Origin of the sequence: Amycolatopsis sp. NBC_01480, assembly GCF_036227205.1 — a bacterium.
Taxonomy (GTDB): Bacteria; Actinomycetota; Actinomycetes; order Mycobacteriales; family Pseudonocardiaceae; genus Amycolatopsis.
Genome location: NZ_CP109442.1, coordinates 7609860 through 7627485, shown reverse-complemented (window position 1 = coordinate 7627485; position 17626 = coordinate 7609860). Strand labels below are relative to the sequence as shown.

Below are 17626 nucleotides of genomic sequence, written 5' to 3'. Positions count from 1 at the left end.
TCAGCCCAGGCTGCCCTGGATGTCCTTGGTGGTCAGCGCGCCCGCGGCGTCGGTGTCCATGCCGGCGTAGTTCTCGCGCGCCCGGAACACCGAGGCGCCCAGCGTGCGCGCGTGCGCACCGGTGACCCCGACCTGCTTCTCCAGCGAACGGCTGAAGTCCCCCAGCGCGTCGGCGAACCCTGTCTCTTCGCCGACCTGCCCGAAGCTGTCCTTGGCGATGCCGGTGACCCGGTGCACGGTCTTCTTCCCGGTCGCCACCAGCTCGTCGGCGATGTGCTGGGTCTTCTTTTCGTACGCGACGAACTGCTCCAGCTCGGCGCGGAACCCGCCGTTTCCCTTGCTGTGCACCGGCTTCTTCGGCGGCTCGGGCTTCTTGTGCGGCGCGGGCTTGTGCGTGGTCTTGCCGTGGTGGCGGGTGACGTCCTCGGCGGCCTTGCGCGCGGCGGCGAGGTGGCTCTTGTACGCGCCGTTGGTGTAGGTCGACCACGGCTGGAAGCTCTTGCCGTGGCCGGAGATGTCCCACGCGGCCTTGGCGTTCTGGTCCGGGTTGAACAGCTGGTCGTTGGAGTGCAGGTGGAATTCCTGCCGCCGGGCCGGGCCCAGCGAGCCGAGCATGTTGACCTGCCACAGCCCGTAGGAGTTGTCCGGCGGGGTCGCGTTGTGCGCGTGGTCGTTGCCGCCCGACTCCGCGAGCGCCACCGCCACCGCGGTGGTCAACGCGTTCCCGCGGAACCCCGCGCGGTACGCGTGCTGGGCTATCTCCTCCGCCGACAACCTGCTCATGGGCCTGCCCCCTTCAAGGCGCTCCACTGCTACCTCAGGTCGGACGCGCCTGGCCGGGTCCTCGGTTCCCGATTGCCCCGACCGGAAACGACGCTTTCCAGTGCCTGGGCGATCCGGTCGCGCAGCCAGGCGCCGTCCGCGGGCGTGACGGTGACCCAGCGGGTGCCCGCGCTCTCCTGAACCACCGCGCCGTACCGGCCGGCTTCGGTGTCGTACCAGGCCACGGCCGGGGAACGGCCGCCCGGACCGTTCGCGGCCAGCTGGCCGTACGCGATCCGCGGAGTCGTGACGAGGGTGGACAGCGCCCGCAGGTCACGGCCGGTGAGCTGCGCCCCGGCCAGCACCCGCTCGAACGCGTCGTGCCCGCGCTCGGCGAACGCGGTCATCGCCTCGGAGAACGTCTCGCGCGGCAGCCGGACCGAGCGGCCCGGCCCCGGGTCCGCCTCGCCGACGATGCCCGCGGCCAGCTCCGGCAGCTCGTCCGGCAGGCACGGCCGCAGGGCCAGCTCGCCGGCGTCGACGATGGCCAGGGCCCCGAGCCGCCGGTCGGCCGCGACCAGCGCCCGCATCGGCGGATCGCGGAACACCAGCAGGTCCACCGAAACCACCGGCTCGGCCAGCACGCCGAACAGCTCGGCCAGCCTCGGGTGCGGCTCGTCGCCGTCGTCGAGCAGGCCCGCCTCGGTCAGGCTTTCCGCGACCTGCGTGCCCAGCGCGTCACGCTCGTCCATGGTGGCGCCGTGGGAACGCACCTCGAGCGGGTACGGGCTGGGGCCGAGGTCGAGGTCTTCCCACAGCAGGTCGAATTCCAGGTGGGAGAGCACGACGCCGTCCCCACCGTTCAGTTGTCTGGCCACGCGCCGTCACTCACCCAGCACAGGCGGATAGGCGTCGGGCAGGTCCTCCAGGAAGTCGAAGGCGCCGTCCTTGGCGTAGCGGTTCTCGTGCTCGGCGTCGCCCTGGCCGCGCTGGCCCCCGCCCATCGGCGACATGAAGCCGCCGCCCATGCCGCCGCGGCCACCGGCGGCCGCGCTCTGCGCCGCACCGGCGAGTCCCGTGCCGCCGAGTGCTCCGCCGGGCACGGCGTCACCGGTGCTCGCGCCTCCGGCAAGTCCACTGCCAAGGCCGCTGCCGAGTCCGCTGCCCGCCGAGCCGCCGTACCCGGAGCCCGCGCCGAACGAGCCGACCATCCCGCCCGGCGACGCACCGGCACCGGCCATCCCGCCCAGCGCGCCGGGATCCAAGGCCGACGCCGCGGTGGTGCTGTCGCCGCCCGGATCGATCCGCGTGGGGCCGGGGTTCTGGACCGGGCCGTCGACTCCCGACCGGGTGCTCAGCGGCGCGTCGGAGAAATGCGGCAGCTGGTCGTGCACACCCTTGCTGGCCGACTCGTAGGTCTCCATCACCCGCACTGCCTCGGTCTTGGCGCGGTTGGCGTTCTGCCGGGCCGGCAGGTGGTCGTCGAGCAGCTGGTCGATCATGACCGCGCCGCTGGGGCCGCTGGCCGCGCTCACGTCGTACCCGTCGCGGAACTGGTTCTCCGCGGAGTAGAACACCGGCTCGGGCATCTTGTTGCGCGCGGTGGTGACCGCGGTCGTGTAGTGGTCGAGCTTGTCCCCGACCTCGCGCATGGTCTCGCTCGCGCCGCTGCCCCACGAAGTCAGCTTCGACGCCGACTGCGCGGCGCCCCCGGCCGCGCCGCCACGCCAGGACAGCAGCAGCTTCTGCACCGTCTGGTGCACCGCCGAGGTGGCCGAATCGACGTTGTACGCCAGCTGCGCCCAGCTGTGCGCGGCCGAGCCCATCCCGGCCGGGTCCGCGGTCATGATCATGTCATAGAGCTGGGTGTGCTCGTAGGCCGCCCAGTTGATCTTGCCGAACGACTTGTCCTGCCGGTTCACCGTCTGGATCTGGCGGGCCCGGCGGACCCGGCGCTGCTGCGCCGCGGTGAGCGGGTGGTCCTGGCTGTAGTACTTGTGCTTGCGGTGCTTCTCGTACGGCAGCCGCTCGTAGGCCGGTTCCCTGCTCATGCCGTTCCCCCGTCGTCCAGGCGGCTGTGCAGGGTGCCCAGCGCCTCGTGCGCGCTGTCCTCCTGCTGCACCAGGCCGGCGCTCGCCGCGTGGATCGCGTCCCGCAGCGCCGACAGCTCGTCGAGGTACTGCTGCAGGGTCGCCTGCACGCCGCCGTCCGCCGAGCCCCGCACCTCGAACGCCTTGCGCAGGTGCTCGGCGACCGGGCTGCTGCCGTCCTTCAGCGGGCTGGCCAGCTGACCGGCCTGCCGCAGGTACCCGGCCAGCTCGTCCTGCCGCTGCGCCAGCTCGGCGTCGGCCGCAGCGATCTCGGCCGGGTCCAGCTCGATCGTGCCGCTGTCGTCGGCGACCAGCGCGGCGTTGCCCGCGCCGGTCGGATCGTCCACCGAAGCCGCGCCCGGCACGTGCCGCACGGGCTTGGGCTCCGACTTCGCGAACTGCTTGTGCAATGAGCGGGCATCGTCCCAGTCCGAGACCCGGTGTGAACTCACCCCAGTCCACCTCCTCGTGTGCACCCTCCCCGGGCGCGCGCACCAGTATGTCAGCCGCCCGGGCCCGCCGCACCCGGATCGGGTAAGTCCGGCATTCCGACGCGGCGGGTCTGCCCGCGGTTCCCTGGTGGTGACAAGCTCGTGAGTGTTTAGGACGGTTCTAACCGTCCTAAACACTCACGAGCCCTTACTGCGGCGTTCAGCGTGCCGCCGTCCCGGAGGTGCACCAGGGTCTCGACGACAACGATGTCACCGGTCGCGTGAACGTGTTTCACTGACAGCGCGCGATGAGGAGCGTGTTCGTCCACTTGCGCTTGATACGCACGCAGCGCCTCGCGGCCGTTGAATTTCCAGCACCCCGCCGTAGACGACCCGGCATTCCGCAGCGTACTGAGTGTCGAACAGCAGGTTCCGGCAGGTGTTGCAGAGGTGCTCCCATTCCCGGACGACAGCCAGATTGCGGTCCATGCGGTTTCCTTCCTAGACCACCGTGAGTGCGGCTTGCGCGTCCCTGAGCGCGAACTTCCGGCCGGAGCGCTGCATCATGCGTTTGCGTCGCAGAGCGCGGAAACCGTTGGCTGGCACGAAGATCTGCCTCTTCGCCCGGCCGGCCCGCTGGCCCTCGCGAACGAACGGGCGCATCGACGTCTCCCACGGCCGCGTCGCCGACCAGCACGACCCGGTCGGTGTGCCAGGACGGCAGGTCGACCTGGTGCACCGAGTCGAACGACAGCTCCGGGGCGCGGTGCTCAGCGCGGCCGGCCGGCCGGCGAGACGCAGCACGCTGTGCAGGCGGCTCCGGCCCGCGCCGGAAGCACTACGAGACCCGGCAGCGACGAGCCGTTCTCGGTGCACTCGCGCGGGCGCCCGGATTAGTCAGCGCCAGGCAAATGTCGCCCACGGCCAGCGCGGCGGACAGACTCAACGCCCGGCAGGGACGAGTCTCACCCGGACCGCGGTGCCGGCCGGGGCGGCCAGCAGGCCGAGCAGCAGCGCACCGACCGCCTGATTCGCTTCGGCCGCACAGGCGCCGACCTGAGCGAGGAACCCCCGCCCCAGCAACCGCACCGGCGGCCCGCGGGCCGCGGCGACCGCCGGGTCCAGCGTGGCGAACAGCAGTGGCCGGGCGATCAGCAGCGTCAGGAAGCACAGGCCGGCGCCGATGACCGCGGCGACGACGGCGTTGCCGGAGCTGATCCCGAAGATCGATCCGAACAGGACGTTCACCCCGGCCGCACCGTTGGCGGTACTACGATGGGTCGTGTAGACGGTGAGGACAGCCCTCGGTACGAGTACGCCGATCGGGTGGACGCCTCGGACGCTAGATGAATGTTATTGTCACTTCAAGGTGTGTCCTGACGCGAATGAAAACCGTTCCCGGTTCGTGACCGGACGCCGTCTTGATCTTCCGGCCCGATCGTTTTCGCATTCCCCCGACGCCCTCAAAGTGGACTATCGACTCTTTTCCATGCAAAACGGAAAACATCGGGACGTCACGGACGCGGGACCCGACGAAAGTATGATCGGGAATTTTTCATATTCGTCCTGTTTGCCGCTGATCGTCAGGGAATGGCCGATTGATTCGTGCTCCATTCGGCCGCTTCCCCCCGGCGAGAATCACGGCACCGTCCGAAGGTCGCTATCCGCGCGGAATCGCGCCAGGTAGACAGTGGGCTCCCGTTCGCATGCATCTCTCTGGGAGGGATCGTGTTCCGTTCACCCCGAAGAATCCTCGCCATCGCCGGCCTTGCGGCGATGGCACTGATCACACCCGCCGTAGCGACACCGGCGATCGCCGCGCCCGCCGCCGTCCATCCGACCGCGCGGGTCTGCGCCCAGCCCGCGAAGCCCGGCATGGCAACGTGTTTCGCGGAACGTCAAACCGACACCATGCGCGCGCTGCTCGCACCGAACGCGCTGCCGAGCGGCTTCGGCCCGTCCGGTCTGCGCAGCGCCTACAACCTGACCGCGAGCGGCAGCGCGTCGGCGACAGTGGCCATTGTGGACGCCTACGACGACCCGAACGCCGAGTCCGATCTGGCCGGCTACCGATCCACCTACAGCCTGCCGGCCTGCACCACCGCCAACGGCTGCTTCAAGAAGGTCAACGAGAACGGCGCGACGAGCCCCCTGCCGACCGCGGACAGCGGCTGGGCCGGCGAGATCTCGCTCGACGTCGACATGGTCTCCGCCATCTGCCCGAACTGCCACATCCTGCTCGTCGAAGCGAGCCAGCCGAGCATGCAAGACCTCGGCACCGCCGTGAACACGGCCGTCTCGCTGGGAGCCAAGTACGTCTCCAACAGCTACGGCGGCAGTGAGGACGGCAGCGAACCCTCATCCGACTCCAGCTACTTCCACCATCCGGGCGTCGCGATCACCGCGAGCACCGGCGACAACGGCTACGGCATCAGCTACCCCGCGTCGTCGCAGTACGTCACCGCGGTCGGCGGTACCTCGCTGACCCAGGGCGGCGGGACCCGCGGCTGGACCGAAACAGCATGGAGCGGCGCCGGCAGCGGCTGCTCGGGCTCGGTGACGAAGCCGTCGTTCCAGAACGTCACCACCGGGTGCAGCAAGCGAGCGGTCGCCGACGTCTCCGCGGTAGCCGACCCGCAGACCGGAGTCGCGGTCTACCAGACCTACGGCGGCAGCGGCTGGGCCGTCTACGGCGGCACCAGCGCGTCCTCACCGATCATCGCCTCGGTCTACGCCCTGGCCGGGACCCCCGGCTCGTCCGACACGCCCGGCGCGTACCCCTACTCCCACACCGGCAACCTCTATGACGTGACCTCCGGCAGCAACGGCAGCTGCTCGGTCGCGGTGCAGTGCAAAGCCGGCGCGGGCTGGGACGGCCCGACCGGGCTGGGCACTCCCAACGGCACCGCGGCGTTCACCGCCGGTGGCTCCGGCCCCGGCCCGGTCGCCGCGAACAACCCCGGCAGCCAGACCGGCACCGTCGGCACCGCGGCCAGCCTGCAGCTGTCCGCCTCCGGCGGCAGCGGCGGCTACACCTGGACCGCCACCGGCCTCCCCGCCGGGCTCTCCATCAGCTCGTCGGGCCTCATCTCCGGCACCCCGACCACCGCAGCCACCTACTCGGTGACCGCGACCGCGAAGGACTCGAGCGGCGCCACCGGCAGCACCACCTTCAGCTGGACGATCAACCCCACCGGCGGCGGTGGCTGTTCCGGCCAGAAGCTGGGCAACCCCGGCTTCGAAACCGGCACCAGCCCCTGGACCGCGTCCACCGGCATCATCACCACCTCCGCCGACGGCGAAGCCACGCACGCCGGCACCTACCTCGCCTACCTCGACGGCTACGGCAGCACGCACACTGACACGCTTTCGCAGTCGGTGAGCATCCCCGCCGGTTGCCACGCGACCCTCACCTACTACCTGCACATCGACACCGCCGAAACGACCACCTCGACCGCCTACGACAAGCTGACCGTCAAGGCCGGTTCGACGACGCTCGCGTCCTATTCGAACCTGAACCAGGCGACCGGCTACCAGCTGCGCACCGTCGACGTCTCGGCCTTCGCCGGGCAGACCGTGACGCTGAGCTTCACCGGCACCGAAGACTCGTCCCTGCAAACCTCGTTCTGCCTCGACGACACCGCACTGACCCTGAGCTGACCAGGTCGCGGGTAGGTCACCTCGAGCCTCTCGAGGTGACCTACCCGCGACTTCTCGGTATTCGCAGGGATGAAAGCCGGTATGGCGAGGCCGGGAACAGCAGCGGGGTGCTGACCGCCACCGGCGCGACGGTCTCGGCCGACGCGGCCTGCTCGTTCAAGGTTTTTCCCCAGCGCGGGCCGGTCGTGCGTGCGAAACAGGGTCAGAACACTGTTCCCCACTCACTGCCCGCAGCGGCCCGCACATCCTCACCGTGCCGGGCAATCGCGTCCAGGAGCGCGGCCACATGCTCGTTGCGAAGTGGGTAGAACACCGTACATCCAACTCACTCATCCAGTTTCCGCCCCTTCTCATTTCGCAATCTCTGCAGAATTCTCCCAGCGCCACCGTTGAACCGCCAGCATTCCCAGCTCGGTCGCGGCCGGCAACCTGAACGGCGTCATTCGCTCGTAGACCACCAGGTCGGACCACCGCCCCGCAACGGCCGACACCGTCTCCGTTCGCCACCCAGTCGGCGAAGGCCCCGAACTGCACACCCTCATGATCTTCGAAGCACACGCCGGCCACATCGGCGGACTTCCCGCCCACCAACCGGAACCTTTCACCAAGGAGCTCTGCCACTGCGAATCTCCGGGCGACGGCAGCCAGGTTCCTGGCTACGCTGAGCCGAGTGCCCGGCGCAGGTCCGCCGGATGCCGGACCCACAGGTCAACCGCCGTCCCGTCGGAACGGTTCAGTGTCAGGCATCCCTGGCTACCCGGCCCCCAGAGCGACACAACCTCCGGCGTCCACGACCGGTCCCAGACGACCGGCCCCACCCCCCGGTTCCGGTCACCTTCCCTCGGCTCCCAACGCAACCCGCCCTCCGCCAACGACAGCCGGCCGAGCAGCTCACCGACCACCTGCTGCCGCGAATGCCGCCCAGGCGCCTTCGCCCCCAACTCCAGGGCGGCCGCGACCGGCAACTGCGCGGTCCACGACGGCGCGGCACCGGACGCCCGCCGCCGCGCCTCTGCCCGACTGTCGCGCCACACGACGAACGTGAACAGGACATACACCAAAACCAGAAACCCGACCGGCACGGCCACCGCAGGAACCCAGCCCACCTTGAACGCGAGCGACACGGACAGAGCGGCCAAGAAGAACAACCCGACGAGCGCGCTGGTCCGACGGCGTCGCTCACGATCCCTGCCGTATTCGGTCATCACGATCCCATTCGCTCCGGCGTCAGCAGACGATCGCCGCCCCGTCACACGGAGAATACGTGCGCAGTGCGGGCGCTGCCGTTCCCCCGCCGCCACCGCCCTCGTTCAACCCCCAGACTGTGCCGGCGATTCCGGAGGTCAACGAGTTCACGTTGGGGTACATACCCCACGAACCCGGCGCGAAGCCCCAGTCGGCCCACGTGCCGAACGCGCCGATCCCGGCCGACAGGATGCCGACGCCGTAAGCGATGCTGATCAAGTTTTGCGCGCACGTGACCGCGGTACTCACGACACCCAGAGTGGTAGCGGTGACCTCGGCGACGACGCCCACAGTGACCGCACCGCCGATCAAGACGTCACCGACACCGAAGGAGGCCAGGCCGATTCCGACCGCACCGACAGCGAGGCCCGCGTAGCCGGCATAAGTGCCGATCGTCGACCACGTGTCCTTGGACCAACAGAACGGATTCCACCAGCTCAACCCGGCGATATCGGTGAGTCTGTGCGGATTGTCCGACGTGTACGCATACGGTGTGCGGGTTTCGCCGACCTTGGGATCGACGGTCAGGAACAGGCCGGTGGCCGGGTCGCAGTAGCGGGCGCGCAGGTAGACCAACCCGGACTCGGCGCCGGTGAACTGACCGGTGAACTGCAGTGGTGTGACCGCTGCGCCGGCATGGATCATCGCCTGAAGCAGACCCGGGCCGCCCTCGCCCACCCAATCAACAGCAGCGGTCCAACGGCGTCGAACGCGGCCTTTCCGTACTCCCCCGCGACGAGCGGACCCGCAACGTTCAACGCCAGCGTGACCGCACAGGCAAAGATCAACAGCCGCCGGAATCGGCGGAGCACGGAAGTTTTCCTAAAGCACTGCTTCGAGACGGGGCCGCAATACTTCGACCCACGCCTGGTAGCCGTTTCCGTTGAGATGCAGGCCGTCGTCGGTAAAGGACTTCCGCAGAGCCTTTCCGTCGGCGAGGGCCGGCCAGAGATCGAGGTACGCATCACCGGCGATCTCCGCATAGCTGCGGTTGAGTTCGTGGATCCGGCGCGCGAAGCGGCGGGCCCGCGGCATCACGCTGTTGACGATCAGCGGGGCGTCCGGCGCCAGCGCGCGGAGCTCGGCCACCAGGTCCGCGAACTGCGCCGCGATGCCGGCCACCTGGGCTGTCCGGCCCTGCCCGTTGAGGTCGTTGGTGCCGATCAGCAGCGAAATGGCCGCGGGTCGGTGGATCGCGGTCGCGAGCCGGGCGCGGACGCCTTCGAGCGTGTCCCCGCTGATGCCGCGGTTGAGCACGGGGTACCGCGGGAACCACTCGCTCCAGCTCCCGGCCTCGGTGATGCTGTCGCCGAGGAACACCACGTTCGCCGCGGGCAGCGGCACCCCCGCGAACCGGTCCGGGGGCGGGTCGCCGTGACGGCGCAGCAACCGAGCGAGCATGAGGGAGTTCTCCTTCCGTTCAGCCTCGAGCCTGCCAGGCCCGGACCTCGATGTCCGCGGGATCGACGTCGTCCGGCAGGCCGGTGACCTCGATCGTGGCGGTCTCGCCGGCCCGCAGGTCGAGGTAGTTGTTGTGGAAGCGAGCCCCGGGCAACGACGTCGAGTTCGGGCTTGCCGAACGGGATGTCCTTGATCTCGGCGAAGAACAGCCGGTTCTACGGGAAATCGCCCTCGACCCAGGCGTACCGATCCGCGGTCAGCTCCAGGCTGTCGCCCGTCCACACCACCCGGGAGTCACCTGGCGCGACGGTCGCGGTGACGTCCTCGCGGAGGTGTTCCGCGCCGTCGAAGCCACCGATGGTGACGGTCGCGGTAGTCGTGACTTCGGTACGGCCGCTGCTGCTCAGCCACCGCTCGAGGTGGTCGCCGTCCGGGCGGAAACTCGCCACCACCGGCGCTCCGCCCACGCCGACGCCGACTTGACCGTTACCTGGACGCGGCATTGCGCGCTTTGGCGGCCGGGTTCGCGGACACTACACTGACGGCTGAGCCCGACCCGTCGGCGGTCCGAAGCTGACCGCGGTGACGACGTACGCCACCGTCGTGGCGTCACCCCGATGGGATTCCGCCGACCTGCCAACCCCTGCGCAGCCTCATGTGCGGGGCGCGCCGGCCCCCGAAGCTCTGAAGCAACCGACGCCGCGTTCACCGATGACGGGCGGCCCGGCATCGGTGACGTCGCCGAAGCTTCGAAGGTGCGAACAATGAAAGGCCGCCGCCGTGCCTGGATCCGGCCCGGCGGCGTGCCGTGGAGGTCCGCCTGGTTCAGGGCGTGATCGTCACCGGACCGTGGTTCGTGTCGCCGGTGATCTTCATGGCTGCGAGCGACGTGGCGCCCGTGGTGGTTCCCGGCATCACGATGTGGTTCAGCGAGACGCCGTTGATCGGCCCGGTCGGTGACCCGTTGATCCGCGCCGGAGTCGTGCCGGCGTCCCGGACGCGCACGTTCTTCACCGTGACCCCGTCGATCGGGAGGCTGCCCGCCGGGTCCTGGAGCCAGAGCGCCAACCAGGTCCTGTTGTTGTCGTTGGTGTAAGGCAATTGCTCGACGTCGATGTTGCTGAAGGTGATGTTCGACGCCGTCGCGGTCCCGTATTTATGGTGCACGCCGATGCCGACCGCCGCCTGGTAAACCGTCGCGTTGGCGAAGGTCACGTTCTTCTGCGGCTGCAGGAAACCCTGACCGGCCTTGAGCCCGTAGCAGTAGGTCCAGGACAGCAGACCGTCGAACGTCACGCCGTCCAGTGGGCGCGGGTCGCCGGGGACGTTGCGGAAGAGGTCCGTCGCGGCATCCCAGGTCTTCGTGCTGAACGGGTCGTCCAGACCGATCCCGACGGCATTGCCGACCGAAACCCCGGTCGACTCCATCACGTCGATCCCGTCGTTCTCCCCCATGTCGAACTGGTTGAAGATCTTCATGTTGGTGAACTGCATGTCCGACGAACGGGTCGGCATGATCGCCCACGAACTTGATTCACGGAAAGTGATCCCGTCGAGCCGGAAATGGGAGGTGTAAATCGGGGTCAGCAGGTTCACGCCCAGGTTAGAAGGCAGCAGTGAGGCCTTGCCGTTGCCGTCGATCGTGCCACGTCCGTAAATGGTGATATTGGACGAGCTGTACCGGGTCGAAAGGAACCAGGTGATGTCGCGGTTCTGGGAATCCTTGTGCCAGTGGCGATCGTAATGCCCGTCCTCGCCGGTGTACCGCAGGACCGCGCCCGGCGCGAGGTACAGCGCGAGATTGCTGCGCAGATACAGCGTGCCGACCGTCCACACCCCGGGCGGCACGTACACGGTGCCCTGCCCGCCGTTCGCGCTGCCCCAGGCCGCGGCGTCGTTGAGGGCGTTCTGGAACGGAGTCGTCGCGTAGGCGGTCGTGCTCGGCTGCGCGCCGTCCGGGGCCGCGGTGACGTTGAAGATCCCGGTGCCCGACGTCGCCGGCGCGTTGGTCTCCAGCGGGTCCACGGTCAGCACCAGCTGCGGCCGGCCGTCGATCTTGATGATCAGGTAACGCGGCTGGCTGAGCGAAAAACTCAGGGTCGGACCGCTGACGGTGCCCGCGATGCCGAGCGCGACCGGCGTGATCGAGTACGCGCCGATCGCGGTGTTGTTGACCTTGCGCACGGTCACCGACGCCGTCCCGCTGCCCATGGCCAGCTGCGCGGTCTCGTAACCACGCGTGTGCGTGACGGGCACGTTCTGGCCGTTGACGGTGAGCGCGAATTCGGACGAGGCCGGGTAGATCGATTGCACCGGGTAGATCTGCAACGGCGCGTCGGCCGCCTGGGCCGGCGCGGCGCCCGCGCTCAGTCCCGCCACCGCCAGCATGGTGGCGGTCACGGCGGCGAATACCGCCCGTGCTCTATTCGGCACTGAATAGCTCCTCGGTTCGGTGCAAAAAAGGAAAGACAGACCGGGGGCATCCACAGTCGACGCCCCCGGCCGGCCGGGAAGGATCAGGAAAGCGACCCCAGCGTCATCGACGCGCTCTGCGGGTTGCCGTCGTTCACCAGCGATTCGAAGTTGCCGACATCGTCGAAGGCGAAGGCGTAGGCCTTGCCGTCGGCCATCTGCGCGTGCACCTCGCGCGCGTACTGGTTGGTGACGGTGTCCTGGTAGAAGTCCGCGGCGTTGTTGTCCGGCTGGCTCGCCGAGGTGAGCAGGGTCGAGCGGTTGAACCCGGCGCACAGGGTGCGCGAGATCGGGCCGCGGACCAGGTCGTTCGGCGCGTCGAGCAGCTTGTAGCAGCCGAAGATGCTGTCCGCGTCCGGCTTCTGGAACGAGGTGACGGTGGCCCCGGCCGAGTTGGTGAAGTTCATGACGTTGCCCGACACCCGGCCGAAGTACTGGGTGGACGGCTGGTCCGCGAACGGTGTGACGGTCAGCGTCGAGGAACTGTACTTGCTCCACACCCGGTTGACGTAGTCGTCCATCACCGAGGCCGGCAGCGCGCCGGACTCGATCCCGTGCCCGGCCGAAAGGGCGCGCAGCACATTCCCGCTGCCGTCGGTCTGGATCAGGTTCGCCCAGCCGCCGGGCTGGCCGCGCAGCGCGTTCATGAAATTGCTGAACCCGTTCGGCTTCAGCGCGCCGGTGGTTTTCACCCCGCCGCCGGACGGGGTGATGGCGACCGAATCCGGCGCCGTGAACATGTCGACCTGGGTGCTGTTGAGCCACAGCCCCGAATCGTTGAGGGTGTACTCCGACCAATTGAACAGGATGTTGTGGTTCGGGTCGGACGGGTTCTGCACCGCGGGCTGCACCAGGCCGCCGGTGGCCAGGAAGAATTTGAGCTTCTGGCCGTACGAGAAGTAGAGCCGGCCGGAGAACTTCGGGATCCGAATGGTCACCGACTGGCCGTTGGCCGGGCCGGGGATCGAGGCGTCGGGGGCCGGGACCGGCGGCACGCTGCCGCCCGGCCAGGCGTGCAAGTTCCCGCCGGAATCGGCCCAGCCCTGCTGTCCGGTGCTGAGCAGGGTGCCGAGATCGTAGAGGTAAACCGGATCGGAGCGGCCGGAATTGTTCGTCACCGTGAGCGGGATCGTCGCGGGCACGGCGGCGTCGGCCGCGGGCACGATGGCCACCGCCGAAAGGGCCGAGGCGAGCGCGGCCAGTATCACCGCGCCGGTCCGAATGCGTCTTCTGGGCATGGTTCTCTCCTTGGGGGCCGTCTGGTCACGCCGGTGAAAGTCCCGAGCGAAGATCGAATCGGCGGTGCCGTACCGAATTCGGAGATGGTGGTGCCGTCCCGTGCGGCCGGTCCCGGGCCGGGCCGTGGGGGCGGTAATCAGGTTGAGCCCGGAACCGGAGGATGTCAACGGTTCACCGAATATTGGTCCAGACAAGTCCTGTTTCACCAGGCGGGCACCGGCGGCGGCGACATCGGCCGGATTTTGAACGTTTCATCGTCGATGAGCACACCAAGGCCTGAGCCGAGGACGCCAACATCGCGCTCAGCTGGCCACACCCGCGGCAGCCGGTCGAGCGGGTGCTGTTCGACGACGTGGCCGCCTGGACACACTGCGCCGGTCTCCGGCGTGCGAATCAGGCATGTGAACATCCGTCATCAAGGCGGGATGAGACCGCTGCTCGCGGCCGGCAACGGCGACGGCGCCATCACCGGCGTCGTGCTGAGCGACGTCGTCATCGAGGGACGCCGCTGCGGACGTTCGACCAACTCGGTGTCGTTCTCGGCCCGGACGTCGAGGAGCTCAAGATCGAATGATTGATGTTTGACAGGACCAGACACAACTAAACAAAACCCTTGACGAACAAAACAGGAATAGCGTTATTTGGATGCTGTGAAACCGAGACAGCTGGGTCTGACTGCCATAGCGCTCGCGTTGCTCGGAGGCGTCGTCGCCGCCCCCTCCGCCGCGGCCGCACCGACCAAAGCCACCGCCTGGACCGTCCGAAGTCCGGGCAACACAAGCATTACCGCGACACTGGGACTGGACAACGCCGGCGGGCTGAACCTCGCGGTGGCCAGCGGCGGGTCCCAGGTATTGGCGCCGGGCAAGCTCGGAATCACCACCAGCGCCCACGAGTTCGACTCCGGGCTGTCGTTCGCCGGCCGCCGGGACAAGCTCGTGCGCGAGTCCTACGACATGGTCACCGGCAAGCAGCTCGACCGTTCGGCGACGATGAACGAATCGACGTTCACCTTCCGGACCGCCGATCACGCGTCCTTCGACGTGGTGGTCCGCGCGGCGCGCGACGGGGTGGCGTACCGCTACGTCGTCGGCGGTTCCGGGCCGGTGACCGTGCAGAAGGAAGCCTCCACCTTCGAACTTCCCGCCGACGCCGAGGCCTGGGTGCAGCCGTACCAGAGCGCGTACGAGACGGAGCGGACGCAGACCACCGCGGCCACGGCGAACACCGCCGAGCCCAAGACCTGCACCGGCAGCACCTGCTCGTTCGGCTACCCGACGCTGTTCAAGGTGGGCGGCGCGTATGCCTTGCTCACCGAGTCCGATGTGGACGGACGATACTCCGGCACGCACCTGGACCACGCCGACGGCAGCACCGCGTACACCGTCGCGCTGGCCGACAACAAGCCCGTGACCGCGCCCGGCCCGCTCGCCACTCCCTGGCGCACCGCGATCGTCGGCAGCCTGGACACCGTGGTGCGCTCCACCCTGGTCGACGACCTCGCCCCGCCCTCGAAGGTGGCGGACACCTCGTGGATCAAGCCGGGGGTCGCGGACTGGTCCTGGCTGACCGGCGGCGTCGACGCCAGCGCCAGCGCCGCCACCCAGCGCTCCTTCATCGACTACGCGGCCGCGCACGGATTGTCGTACACCCTGGTCGATTACGGCTGGCAGGAAAGCGAAATCCCGGACCTGGTCCGCTACGCCCGGGCGCGCGGGGTGAACGTGGTGCTGTGGTTCGCCTGGACCGACCTCGCGACCCAGCAGCAGCGCGACAGCTGGCTGCCGAAGATCAAGTCCTGGGGCGTCGCCGGGGTCAAGGTCGACTACATGGACTCCGATGCCCAATCGCAGTTCCAGTGGTACGGCGCGATCCTCGCCGACACCGCGCGGCTGCACCTGATGATCGACTTCCACGGCGCGACCATCCCCCGCGGGCTGCAGCGCACGTGGCCGCAGGTGATGAGCGTCGAGGGCGTGCGCGGCGAGGAGAACGGGCAGAACGCCGACCGCGACATCTTCCTGGCCTTCACCCGCAACATCGTCGGCTCGATGGACTACACGCCGACCTGGTTCTCCCGGCCCAACCGGCAGGACTCCGTCGGTCACGAACTCGCGCAGGCGGTCGTCTTCGAATCCGGCTGGACGCATCTCGGCGACGATCCGGCGGGGTTCGCCACGCAGCCCGTCGCCGAGCGCTACCTCGAGCAGCTGCCGACGACCTGGGACGAGACCCGGCTCGCCGCCGGCTCCCCCGAGCAGGACGCGGCCGGCAACCGCCAGGTCGTGATGGCCCGGCGCAACGGCGACCGCTGGTTCGTCGGCGGCCTCCTGGCCGGCCCGGGCGGGACGATGACCACTCCGCTGGGCTTCCTCGGCCGCGGCCGATGGCTGGTCGAGACCACCAGCGACAGCAACGGCACCCTGACCCGGACCACCAGCACGCACACGGCCGCGGACACGCTCTCGGTCACGTCGCCGGCCAACGGCGGCTTCGCGGCCATCGCCTGCCCGGCCACCCCCGGGCGCACCTCGTGCGACAAGCCGGTCGTGCCCGCCCCGACGACGTCGTTGACCCTCACCCCTTCGACCGCGGTGGTCAACCCTGGTTCGAGCCTGCCGGTCGGCGCGAGTTTCACGCTGCCCCAAGGCCCGGCCCTGCACGACGTCCGGCTGGGCGTGGACGCCGCCCGGCTGCCCGCGGGCTGGAAGTCGGCCGGCCGTACGGTCTCGGCGGGCACCCTGCCGGCCGGGACTGCCCTGAGTGGACAGTGGACGGTCACCGTGCCCGCCGCCCAGCAGGGCGCGGTGGTGGAGGTCCCGGTCGTGGCGACCTACGCCCGTCCTGGGGCCGACCCGATCCACGTCGAGCAGGTCGTCTCGGTCAAGGTGCCCCCGCACGGGACGGTCGGGGTGAGCGCGCTGCCGTTCGAGTCCGCGACCAACGGCTGGGGCCCGGTGGAACGCGACCAGTCCAATGGCGAGACCGGCTCCGGCGACGGCAAGCCGATCACCCTGCACGGCACCGTGTACCCGCGGGGCCTCGGCGCGAACGCGACCAGCGACGTCAAGATCTTCCTCGGCGGCCGGTGCACGGCGTTCACCTCGACCGTCGGCATCGACGACGAGGTCGCGTCTTCGCCGAAGGGCTCGGTGACGTTCAGCGTGCTCGGGGACGGCAAGACCCTCGCCACCACCCCGGTGCTCACCTCCGCGGGCGGGCCGACGCAAATCGCTGCGGACGTCACCGGTGCCCAGGAACTCGACCTGGCCCTGGGCGACGGCGGCGACGGAACCGCGTTCGACCACGGTGACTGGGCCATGCCCGAACTGACCTGCCAAGGCTGAGGACCGTCCGCACGCCGTCAAGGCCTCCTTACCCGCGTCCAACGCGGGTAAGGAGGCCTTGACGGACTCTCCGGCGCCCGCACCGACCCTCAGTGTCGCGGATGACGCTTCCCCTGCACTCAGTGCAGCGGAAGCGTCATCCGCGACCCGGCGGGAACCTAGCCCAGCCGTCCCGAAGCGATGATCCGGGACAGGAACTGCCGCGTGCGCTCGTGCTCCGGTTCGGTGAAGATCCGCTCCGGCGGCCCGGATTCGATCAGGACGCCGGCGTCGAGGAAGCAGACCCGGTCGGCGATCTGGCGGGCGAAGCCCATCTCGTGCGTGGCCATCAGGAGGGTGCGGCCCTGGCCGGCCAGCTCGCGCACGAGCGTCAGCACCTCGCCGACGAGTTCGGGGCCCAGCGCGCTGGTGATCTCGTCCAGGAGCAGCAGCCGCGGTTCGTAGGCCAGCGCGCGGACGATCGCCACCCGCTGCTGCTGCCCGCCGGACATCCGGTCCGGGTACGCGCTCGCCTTTTCTTCCAGCCCCACCCGCCCCAGCAGCGCGAGCGCCGCGGTCTCCGCTTCCTCGCGGCCGCGGCCGTGCACGACGCGCGGCGCCAGCGTCACGTTGTCCAGCACGGACAGGTGCGGGAACAGGTTGAACGCCTGGAACACCACGCCCATCCGGCGCCGCGCCACGTCCGGGTCGGTCCGCGGGTCGGACACGTCCTGCCCGTCCAGCAGGATCTGCCCGTCGTCGATCTCCTCCTGGAGGTTCACGCAGCGCAGCAGCGTCGACTTCCCCGAGCCGGAGGCGCCGATCAGCACGACCACCTCGTGCTCGGCGACGAAGCGCCGAGTGCACGTCGAAGAACGAGTCCCGCACCCGCGGCCAGCCCGGCGCCGAGGTGATGGTGAACCACGCCACGGCGGCGAAGACGAGTGTCGAGCAGAGTGCGACCACTGTGGACCGTCGGGCGCGGGAACGCTTGTACGCC

General features: G+C 69.3%; 16 protein-coding genes. 3 read left to right on the top strand and 13 right to left on the bottom strand.

Annotated elements, in window-relative coordinates:
* The 5 genes from OG371_RS36055 to OG371_RS36035 form a co-directional block, all read right to left on the bottom strand.
* On the bottom strand, positions 1–783 hold the full coding sequence (locus OG371_RS36055) for a transglycosylase SLT domain-containing protein (protein WP_329060180.1): 783 nt from the start codon (positions 781–783) through the stop codon (positions 1–3).
* A 29-nt stretch (positions 784–812) separates the two neighbouring features.
* Complete coding sequence (locus tag OG371_RS36050; RefSeq protein WP_329060178.1) at positions 813–1640, bottom strand: ESX secretion-associated protein EspG; 828 nt, start codon at positions 1638–1640, stop codon at positions 813–815.
* Positions 1641–1646: 6 nt separating this feature from the next.
* Positions 1647–2813: a PPE domain-containing protein gene (locus OG371_RS36045; protein WP_329060176.1), complete on the bottom strand. Its 1167-nt coding sequence runs from the start codon at positions 2811–2813 to the stop codon at positions 1647–1649.
* Entirely contained in the window at positions 2810–3304 is a 495-nt protein-coding gene (locus OG371_RS36040) for a hypothetical protein (protein ID WP_329060174.1), read from the bottom strand. Before OG371_RS36040 ends, OG371_RS36045 begins: the two co-directional genes overlap by 4 nt.
* A 921-nt stretch (positions 3305–4225) precedes the next feature.
* On the bottom strand, positions 4226–4531 hold the full coding sequence (locus OG371_RS36035; protein WP_329060172.1) for a metal ABC transporter permease: 306 nt from the start codon (positions 4529–4531) through the stop codon (positions 4226–4228).
* 480 nt (positions 4532–5011) lie between these two features.
* Between OG371_RS36035 and OG371_RS36030 the strand changes: the two genes are divergently transcribed.
* Complete coding sequence (locus OG371_RS36030; RefSeq protein WP_329060170.1) at positions 5012–6943, top strand: putative Ig domain-containing protein; 1932 nt, start codon at positions 5012–5014, stop codon at positions 6941–6943.
* Between the two features lie 656 nt (positions 6944–7599).
* Here OG371_RS36030 and OG371_RS36025 read toward each other — a convergent pair.
* The 7 genes from OG371_RS36025 to OG371_RS35995 form a co-directional block, all read right to left on the bottom strand.
* Positions 7600–8151, bottom strand: a complete 552-nt coding sequence (locus tag OG371_RS36025) for a hypothetical protein (RefSeq protein ID WP_329060168.1) — start codon at positions 8149–8151, stop codon at positions 7600–7602.
* Between the two features lie 19 nt (positions 8152–8170).
* Positions 8171–8833 carry an RHS repeat-associated core domain-containing protein gene (locus OG371_RS36020; RefSeq protein WP_329073368.1) on the bottom strand — a complete coding sequence of 221 codons (663 nt, stop codon included), beginning with the start codon at positions 8831–8833 and terminating at the stop codon, positions 8171–8173.
* A 177-nt stretch (positions 8834–9010) separates the two neighbouring features.
* Positions 9011–9589, bottom strand: coding sequence for a GDSL-type esterase/lipase family protein (locus tag OG371_RS36015; protein WP_329060166.1), 579 nt, complete (start codon positions 9587–9589; stop codon positions 9011–9013).
* 19 nt (positions 9590–9608) lie between these two features.
* Positions 9609–9743, bottom strand: a complete 135-nt coding sequence (locus OG371_RS36010; RefSeq protein WP_329060165.1) for a hypothetical protein — start codon at positions 9741–9743, stop codon at positions 9609–9611.
* 61 nt (positions 9744–9804) lie between these two features.
* The gene (locus OG371_RS36005; RefSeq protein ID WP_329060163.1) at positions 9805–10041 is read right to left on the bottom strand and encodes a hypothetical protein; all 237 of its coding nucleotides are present in this window, start codon (positions 10039–10041) and stop codon (positions 9805–9807) included.
* Between the two features lie 373 nt (positions 10042–10414).
* Positions 10415–12022: a glycosyl hydrolase family 28 protein gene (locus OG371_RS36000; RefSeq protein WP_329060161.1), complete on the bottom strand. Its 1608-nt coding sequence runs from the start codon at positions 12020–12022 to the stop codon at positions 10415–10417.
* Between the two features lie 83 nt (positions 12023–12105).
* The gene (locus tag OG371_RS35995; RefSeq protein ID WP_329060158.1) at positions 12106–13299 is read right to left on the bottom strand and encodes a glycoside hydrolase family 64 protein; all 1194 of its coding nucleotides are present in this window, start codon (positions 13297–13299) and stop codon (positions 12106–12108) included.
* Between the two features lie 426 nt (positions 13300–13725).
* Here OG371_RS35995 and OG371_RS35990 point away from each other — a divergent pair, with 426 nt between their 5' ends.
* Together OG371_RS35990 and OG371_RS35985 are read left to right on the top strand one after the other, a co-directional pair.
* On the top strand, positions 13726–13878 hold the full coding sequence (locus OG371_RS35990) for a hypothetical protein (RefSeq protein ID WP_329060156.1): 153 nt from the start codon (positions 13726–13728) through the stop codon (positions 13876–13878).
* A gap of 72 nt (positions 13879–13950) precedes the next feature.
* Positions 13951–16647: a glycoside hydrolase family 97 catalytic domain-containing protein gene (locus OG371_RS35985; protein WP_329060155.1), complete on the top strand. Its 2697-nt coding sequence runs from the start codon at positions 13951–13953 to the stop codon at positions 16645–16647.
* A gap of 158 nt (positions 16648–16805) precedes the next feature.
* Here the strand turns inward: OG371_RS35985 and OG371_RS35980 are convergent, their stop codons facing one another.
* Positions 16806–17462: an amino acid ABC transporter ATP-binding protein gene (locus tag OG371_RS35980; RefSeq protein ID WP_329060153.1), complete on the bottom strand. Its 657-nt coding sequence runs from the start codon at positions 17460–17462 to the stop codon at positions 16806–16808.
* Between the last annotated feature and the right edge of the window lie 164 nt (positions 17463–17626).